Origin of the sequence: Escherichia sp. Lx600-2, from assembly GCF_036662595.1 — a bacterium.
Classification (GTDB): Bacteria; Pseudomonadota; Gammaproteobacteria; order Enterobacterales; family Enterobacteriaceae; genus Escherichia; species Escherichia coli.
The window spans coordinates 1-6,749 of record NZ_JAYQWM010000137.1; the positions used below are offsets into that span (position 1 = coordinate 1).

Annotated in this window: 13 protein-coding genes; 2 read left to right on the forward strand and 11 right to left on the reverse strand. The window is 45.3% G+C overall.

Features of this window, described 5'->3' with window-relative positions; translation table 11 throughout:
- A partial coding sequence (locus OQV04_RS22910) for a DUF1398 family protein (protein ID WP_032196728.1) occupies window positions 1-166 on the forward strand: 166 nt, incomplete at its 5' end.
- Between the two features lie 678 nt (window positions 167-844).
- Here the strand turns inward: OQV04_RS22910 and OQV04_RS22915 are convergent.
- The 4 genes from OQV04_RS22915 to essD all read right to left on the reverse strand — a co-directional run bounded on the left by OQV04_RS22915 (window position 845) and on the right by essD (window position 2,706).
- Window positions 845-1,243 (reverse strand): GIY-YIG nuclease family protein, encoded by a 399-nt coding sequence (locus tag OQV04_RS22915; RefSeq protein ID WP_000417740.1) that lies wholly within the window; start codon window positions 1,241-1,243, stop codon window positions 845-847.
- 295 nt (window positions 1,244-1,538) lie between these two features.
- A complete protein-coding gene (locus OQV04_RS22920) occupies window positions 1,539-1,997 on the reverse strand; it encodes a lysis protein (protein ID WP_001408742.1) in 459 nt (152 codons plus the stop codon).
- Window positions 1,994-2,491 carry a lysozyme gene (locus OQV04_RS22925; protein ID WP_001135256.1) on the reverse strand — a complete coding sequence of 166 codons (498 nt, stop codon included), beginning with the start codon at window positions 2,489-2,491 and terminating at the stop codon, window positions 1,994-1,996. The genes OQV04_RS22920 and OQV04_RS22925 overlap by 4 nt, the downstream gene beginning before the upstream one ends.
- On the reverse strand, window positions 2,491-2,706 hold the full coding sequence (gene essD / locus OQV04_RS22930; RefSeq protein WP_000839596.1) for a phage lysis protein EssD: 216 nt from the start codon (window positions 2,704-2,706) through the stop codon (window positions 2,491-2,493). Before essD ends, OQV04_RS22925 begins: the two co-directional genes overlap by 1 nt.
- A 573-nt stretch (window positions 2,707-3,279) precedes the next feature.
- On the opposite strand from essD, the gene ompC reads away from it, so the two are divergent.
- Window positions 3,280-4,362: a porin OmpC gene (ompC, locus tag OQV04_RS22935; protein WP_000737263.1), complete on the forward strand. Its 1,083-nt coding sequence runs from the start codon at window positions 3,280-3,282 to the stop codon at window positions 4,360-4,362.
- Window positions 4,363-4,550: 188 nt separating this feature from the next.
- Here the strand turns inward: ompC and quuD are convergent, their stop codons facing one another.
- The 7 genes from quuD to OQV04_RS22970 form a co-directional block, all read right to left on the reverse strand.
- The gene (gene quuD, locus OQV04_RS22940; protein WP_001204774.1) at window positions 4,551-4,934 is read right to left on the reverse strand and encodes an antitermination protein QuuD; all 384 of its coding nucleotides are present in this window, start codon (window positions 4,932-4,934) and stop codon (window positions 4,551-4,553) included.
- Between the two features lie 85 nt (window positions 4,935-5,019).
- On the reverse strand, window positions 5,020-5,160 hold the full coding sequence (locus tag OQV04_RS22945) for a YlcG family protein (RefSeq protein ID WP_032280446.1): 141 nt from the start codon (window positions 5,158-5,160) through the stop codon (window positions 5,020-5,022).
- Entirely contained in the window at window positions 5,157-5,519 is a 363-nt protein-coding gene (rusA, locus tag OQV04_RS22950; RefSeq protein WP_001099699.1) for a crossover junction endodeoxyribonuclease RusA, read from the reverse strand. The genes OQV04_RS22945 and rusA overlap by 4 nt, the downstream gene beginning before the upstream one ends.
- Window positions 5,516-5,806, reverse strand: a complete 291-nt coding sequence (locus OQV04_RS22955; RefSeq protein WP_032280914.1) for a DUF1364 domain-containing protein — start codon at window positions 5,804-5,806, stop codon at window positions 5,516-5,518. The genes rusA and OQV04_RS22955 overlap by 4 nt, the downstream gene beginning before the upstream one ends.
- The gene (locus tag OQV04_RS22960; protein WP_000211034.1) at window positions 5,799-5,969 is read right to left on the reverse strand and encodes a NinE family protein; all 171 of its coding nucleotides are present in this window, start codon (window positions 5,967-5,969) and stop codon (window positions 5,799-5,801) included. Before OQV04_RS22960 ends, OQV04_RS22955 begins: the two co-directional genes overlap by 8 nt.
- Entirely contained in the window at window positions 5,969-6,424 is a 456-nt protein-coding gene (locus OQV04_RS22965; protein WP_032280915.1) for a YbcN family protein, read from the reverse strand. Before OQV04_RS22965 ends, OQV04_RS22960 begins: the two co-directional genes overlap by 1 nt.
- The gene (locus OQV04_RS22970; protein ID WP_077757380.1) at window positions 6,421-6,522 is read right to left on the reverse strand and encodes a hypothetical protein; all 102 of its coding nucleotides are present in this window, start codon (window positions 6,520-6,522) and stop codon (window positions 6,421-6,423) included. The genes OQV04_RS22965 and OQV04_RS22970 overlap by 4 nt, the downstream gene beginning before the upstream one ends.
- Window positions 6,523-6,749: the final 227 nt, after the last annotated feature.

Sequence of the window (6,749 nt, forward strand, 5' to 3'; positions counted from 1 at the left end):
ATCAGGAGAGTTATCATTTTACGAATACAGGAAAAATCTTGCTACAGCAGGGGTTTTCAGATGGATTACAAATATCCACGAAAACAAAAGGTATTACTATACCTTTGATAATTCATTACTCTTTACTGAGAACATTCAGAACACTACACAAATATTTCCGCACTAAATCATAACGTCCGGTTTCTTCCGTGCCAGAACCGGACTCGCTGGCATGATGAAATATGTGTACCCGGTAACCCCGGTGTGCATCGTTTTTGATTATTCCCGCACACTCGCGCAGAAGGAGTTCCCCGTCGGGCTACGGTCTCTGTTAATACGGGAATACGGCGACGATACAGCGCATGATGTGTCAGGCTTGAATACCTTTATCCTTTAAAAAGGATATCAGTTAAGTTATCCCGTGTAGGGTATAAGCCATTATCAAAGCCACTCTGTAGGGAATGGCTTTTGTGATGGCATCACTTACTCTTTACGCTGCTATCCCACTCATCCCGGAATTTTGATGGGTTATTGAAACCTTCTGCTGACATAACAACTCCTTCAATGTTTGGCTGAAATTAGGATGTCTTTCCATCAGTCCGCCACCACAAAGAATCTTTTTTGCCATAAGGCAGGAGGTTCATCTTTCAGTGGCTGCCGGTGTTATTTCCCCACTTACTGGCTTGGGTTGTTTCGTGGTACTGCCGTTAACTGGTGGCGCACAGATTTAGTTAAATCCGTTCTCGCCTGAACTATCTTTTACATACCCGGATTGTGGGGATGTAAATCACGGTTTCATTATCAAGCCCACCAGTAGATGGGCTTTGTAATGAAGAGTTGTTATGAAAATTGCTCTAAACAAGCATTAATAGCCATCAGAAGTAATCGCTACAGATTTCAATCCCTCAATGTCATCCTTGGACAGGGCGAACCATTCACCGTGCTTTCTCTTTGCGGCAAATTTGCGATGAAGCATGTTTTCAGTTTCTCTTCCACCAGGGATCAGGCACTCAAGCTTCAAGCAGTCTGGTCCAGAGTTGCCAAGCGATTTGATGCGTTGTGGAATGTTGGATGAATACCCAATTTTGGTTAGCCCAGTTTTCTTCGATGACAAAACGTATACCTGAGGAGGTTCTTTTCTCTGGTCTTCCATTACACGTCTCATTGTTGCCATAAGTCCGCCGTGCATCAGCATTTCAACAAAGAACGCTGACCGAACACCTGACGACTTAAGCATGCCAGAAAATTCACTTGCCAATTCCATTAACTCTGCGATGTTTTAAGGAACTTTTTGGCAGTTATCTTCCTTGTATAAGGAAATCATTCTTTGAAGCTTTTCTTCTAATTGGTTCATAGCGTCTTTACCTTTTAGAAAGTGAGCCTGTCTCACAGAAAAGCCGCCCCGAGATGGTCGCCACCATATACGGCAGTTCTCAGGCTCAACTTTCTGAAAGGCTCGGGTGATGTAATATGCGCGTGAGATGCGCTGTGAAATTCAGATGTAAAAAAAGCCCCGCATCGCGAGGCTCATTAAATGGACTTTGTGATTTGCAAAAAAATTATTTCAGGCATTGCGTCCTGATGTATTCCTGCAGGTAGTTAACCTGCGCGGTTATCTTGTCGATTCCACTTCGGAGACGGTAATAATTGAGTTCAGCATCTGCTGTAAGTCCTGGGCTTTCTCCATCGCCCATGCCGCTGGCTCCGGTCGTTGACTTTGCACAGGTGGCGGCGACTTGCAGGCGCTTACGCCCAGCAGAAACATCAGCACGGAGACTTTCGATAGTCGCGTTAGCATCAGCAAGCTCCTTTGTGTATCTTGCGTCGAGTTCTGCTACATCACGTTGACGCTTCCGCATGTCAGCGATGGTGGCGTTCGCCTTCTCCAGTTCACTGGCCTTGTTATCGCGCTGCTCTTTGTAGGCGATTGCGTTATCACGGTAATGATTAACAGCCAATGACAGGCAGACGATGATGCAGATAACCAGAGCGGAGATAATCGCGGTTACTCTGCTCATTGTTTCCCCCACAAACAGACTTCACGCTCAATCTCACGGCGAGTCATCAGTCCTTTCCATTGATTACCGCCAGCGTATGTCCAGCGCCGTAGCTGATCACATGCGCCTTTAATATCACCCTGGTTTATTTTGCGAAGAAGCGTCGATGTTCTGAAATTGCCAGCACCCACGTTGTAGACGAACGAGTAAAGAGCGCCGCGCGTTGTTTCCGGTATATCGACTTTGATGTACCGGTTAATTTGTCTGGCGACAGTGGCAAGGTCTTTATTCAGGAGGGCTTTGCACTCTGCTTCGGTATACGTTTTACCGGGAATGATGTCTTTTCCTGTATGCCCGTAACATACAGTCCATACACCAACTATGTCTTTGTAAGGATTATGTCTCACACCTTCCAGACCATCGTTACCACTTGGGCCAGTGATTAACACAGATGCTATAGCAATAGCCCCGCCACCAATAGCAGCAGCAACAGCTTTTCGTAATGATGGAGGCATTATTCACCTCTCGCAGCCTTGCGCTTATCTTCTTTAATCTTGAAATAAAGGTTTGTCAGGTACGTCAGCAGGCCAAATACCAGGCTACCCAGCACACCTATTGCTGCCCACTGTGAGGGCGTGACTTTATCGAGCAGCTGTAAAAACCAGTACCCGGCACTACCTGCTGAGGTGCCATAGGCGACACCCGTTGTTAACTTATCCATGGATTTCATAACCCCACCTCGCAGACAAAGCGGGTGTAAATTGAGGGAATACTACGAAACGTAACAGACTCGGAGTCAGTGAATAACTCAGGTATTGGGTTATCAGCTAATATCGAGACTCAAAAAATGGAAAAACCCGCTCGACGGCGGGTTTAAGCTGTGTAACGAAGTAACCACTCTTAACAGCATAACCAATTTTTTACGTACGTAAACCACTAAATGATATTTGCGAGAATGCTACCGAGTATTGAAAACACCACTACAAATACATAAGAAAATCTCAACAAATAACCAACAAATAATTTCCAGCGTTATTTTTAGCCAATTTAAATTGAACCTTCAAATTATAGAGCACTTATAAATAACAGCCATTAATATAAATTGGCTAATAGATTTATTTTTATTCAGCCAAGAGCCATGAATAGGATTCGATAGAAAAAAGTTCAGATAAAAATAGAGATCTACTTCACAAATTAAACGAGAAACCAAAACTTACATCTTGAAATAATCACATTGATTAGATGAATATTTATCGCGCAGTGACATCATTTTTTAATAATAGTTCAAAAAAAAGGGCTCACGATGAAAAAATTAACAGTGGCAATTTCTGCTGTAGCTGCATCAGTACTGATGGCGATGTCTGCTCAGGCAGCTGAAATTTATAATAAAGACAGTAACAAGCTGGATCTGTACGGGAAAGTTAATGCTAAGCACTACTTCTCCTCTAATGATGCAGATGATGGTGATACTACTTATGCCCGTCTTGGCTTCAAAGGTGAAACCCAAATCAACGATCAACTGACTGGTTTCGGTCAGTGGGAATATGAATTCAAAGGCAACCGCGCTGAATCTCAAGGTTCCTCCAAAGATAAAACCCGTCTTGCCTTCGCTGGCCTGAAATTCGGTGACTACGGCTCAATCGATTACGGCCGTAACTACGGTGTAGCATACGACATCGGTGCGTGGACTGACGTTCTGCCAGAATTCGGTGGCGATACCTGGACCCAAACAGATGTGTTCATGACTGGTCGCACCACAGGTGTTGCAACTTATCGTAACAACGACTTCTTTGGTCTGGTTGATGGCCTGAACTTTGCAGCTCAGTATCAGGGCAAAAATGACCGAAATGAAGTAACTGAAGCTAATGGCGATGGTTTCGGTTTCTCAACTACTTATGAGTATGAAGGATTCGGCGTGGGTGCAACCTATGCTAAATCTGATCGCACTAATAATCAGGTTATCTACGGTAACAACGGTCTGAATGCTTCTGGTCAAAATGCTGAAGTATGGGCAGCTGGTCTGAAATATGATGCGAACAACATCTATCTGGCCACCACCTATTCTGAAACCCAGAACATGACTGTTTTTGGTAATAACCATATTGCCAACAAAGCACAAAACTTCGAAGCTGTTGCACAATATCAGTTCGACTTCGGCCTGCGTCCATCCGTTGCTTACCTGCATTCTAAAGGAAAAGACTTGGGTGTTTGGGGTGATCAGGACCTGGTTGAATATGTTGATGTAGGTGCAACCTATTACTTCAACAAAAATATGTCCACTTTTGTTGACTACAAAATCAACCTGATTGATAAGAGCGATTTCACGAAAGCATCTGGCGTTGCTACCGATGATATCGTTGCTGTAGGTATGGTTTACCAGTTCTAATTTGATTACTAAAAGATATGTTGTGGGAGGCTTTGCCTCCCCAACATATAAGTGGCTCCCTCAAGCCACTTCCTTTAGAAGCACAACCTTGCTTCTAACTATACAAACCTTCTGTTATATATTACCCTTTATTTTTGGGGGCGCTTCAACGCCCCATTTTTAATAACTTTTAGTAAATAATTGGCGTATTAATTAGAGTTATTAACAACGATATCCATCTCTAACCGGATATCTAATGCCATTAACATCCCTTCAATTATGCCCTCAGCCTTTTGTAACCTTTTCCCGATATAACCATCAGAGCAGCAATGCTTACCTGCCAGTGACATGAATGTCATACCGACTATATAATAATCTACTAATAAATCGTGCAAATCGCTGTTGTTCTTTTTCAGACGGGCCATGCACCCGCAAATGATCATCGCGTCATCGTCACAACATTGCGGGCGAGATTTTACTTTTGAAGGAATTAATCCCTTAAAACCGGCGGCAATGGACGACCAGGTCACATCTTCATGATTATTAGCCGCCCACGCTCCCCAACGCTCAAGAACCATCTGAATATCACGCATCAACTTACTCCACAAAAATCAGACCAGAACGCCAATTACAAGCAAAAATCAACAAAACAGTATTAGTTGATTGTTATCTCTGACTTCATACTCCTGCTCCTGTCAGGGTTTTGGCGTAACTCTTCAGTATTCGGTAATCGGTCAAAACAGAACCGGGGAAACGATATAAGCGCAGATGCCCCCAGCGGTGGCGAAGAAGTTCTGCCATATAAAACTCAAACATCATTCATTCCCCATTTCGGTGATGGTCAGTTCCAGCCTCCCACCTTTGGTAACAGGCATCTTCACAACGCGGTAATCAACGACCTGAGCATCATCCAGCCAGAAACCTGCTTTAGTGAGTGCGTCAAAAGCGGCTTTTTGCAGATTATCCAGGTCACGGCGACGGCGATCCGGCATGTGGCACTCAATGCGGATTTTCACAGGCATAGCCAGGCCGATATCCAGCATTGCGTTTTTAATGATTCGGGCGACGTTATCGCGGTATGCCTGCCCCTCTGCGCTGATGTGCGTGCGCCCGCGATTATGGCGGTAATAGCGATTATTGCTCGGAGGCCAGGGTAATGTGATGCTGTAGGTATTCACGCCTTAATAACCCCCTCTTTCAGCCAGATAACCTGTGTTCTCGCCATATCTTCCAGCGCGCATTCTTTTGCATACTCAGCATCGACAAAATGTGTGCGGCGGTCGATTTCGTCGTGACAGGCAGAACATGCAATGGTGGCAATCAGGTCTGGCGGTTTGATACCGGTACCGCACAATCCAGCCAGCCGGATATGTGCCAGTACAGACGTCTCAGAATTGCCATTACATACGCCAGGGATTCTTACCTGGCATTCCCGACCACGCGCTGCTTTTCTCAAATCAGCCATGATTCCTCCTTGCTGCCAGTCGCAACCATTTTTTATCAACCAGGCTGGCGGTATACCCTAGCAGTGTTGGTATTTCGGATGGCTTCAGCTCAGGCTTACGCTTACGACGATTTGGTACTCTGTAGATGTGTCCGTTCATGACCCGAATAAGCGGTGTAGTCATTACGCCTCCTGCTTGTCGCGCAGCAGCTGGAACTCGCAGCTCTGCGGAATAGTCAGGCGGCAGCCAATATTCATCGCCCAGGCTTCAACCTTACACAGGAAGACATACATCTCTCCGGTATCAAGATCGGAGGTATGGCGTAACGACTGGATCGTAGTGACTTCGCCGGTTACGACATCAACCAGGTCCTTGGTTTCATAACCGAGGTATGTGTGTTTGAGAGCATCTTTTACCCATGCTGCAGTAGCGAACGATTCCCCCCTGCTGATGAGGTACTCACTGATTTCGCTGTACCACATGTGGCTGAGTGCATTCTGGGAAAGACTGCGTCTTTCGCGCCACGGTTTAAGCACCATGCGAAAGCATTTGCCGTCCTCCAGATAAGGCTGGATCTGCTGACCGATAGCGGTGAAGTTACCGCGATGTAATTTGATGCCGTCTTGTGGGAGGTTCACGCTTCACCTCCGCAGAGGTCAAACGCTGGATGCAAAAAATCGCAGGTGCATTTCTGCATCTGTGAAGGGAGAAGAGAGTTTAGATTGTATGTGCGCATAAACGTCCCCGTTTAGCGCAGAAGTCACCGGAGTTGTTCAGGCTCCGATGACATGATTATGGCGAGTTGATTATGGAAAATCAAATTAGTACAAATCACCACTGAAGCGTAAATTTTCCAGTTTGTTACGGTGAAAATTGATTTGCTGTGCGGGTGATGCTGCCAACTTACTGATTTAGTGTATGATGGTGTTTTTGAGGTGCTCCAGTGGCTTCTGTTTCTATCAG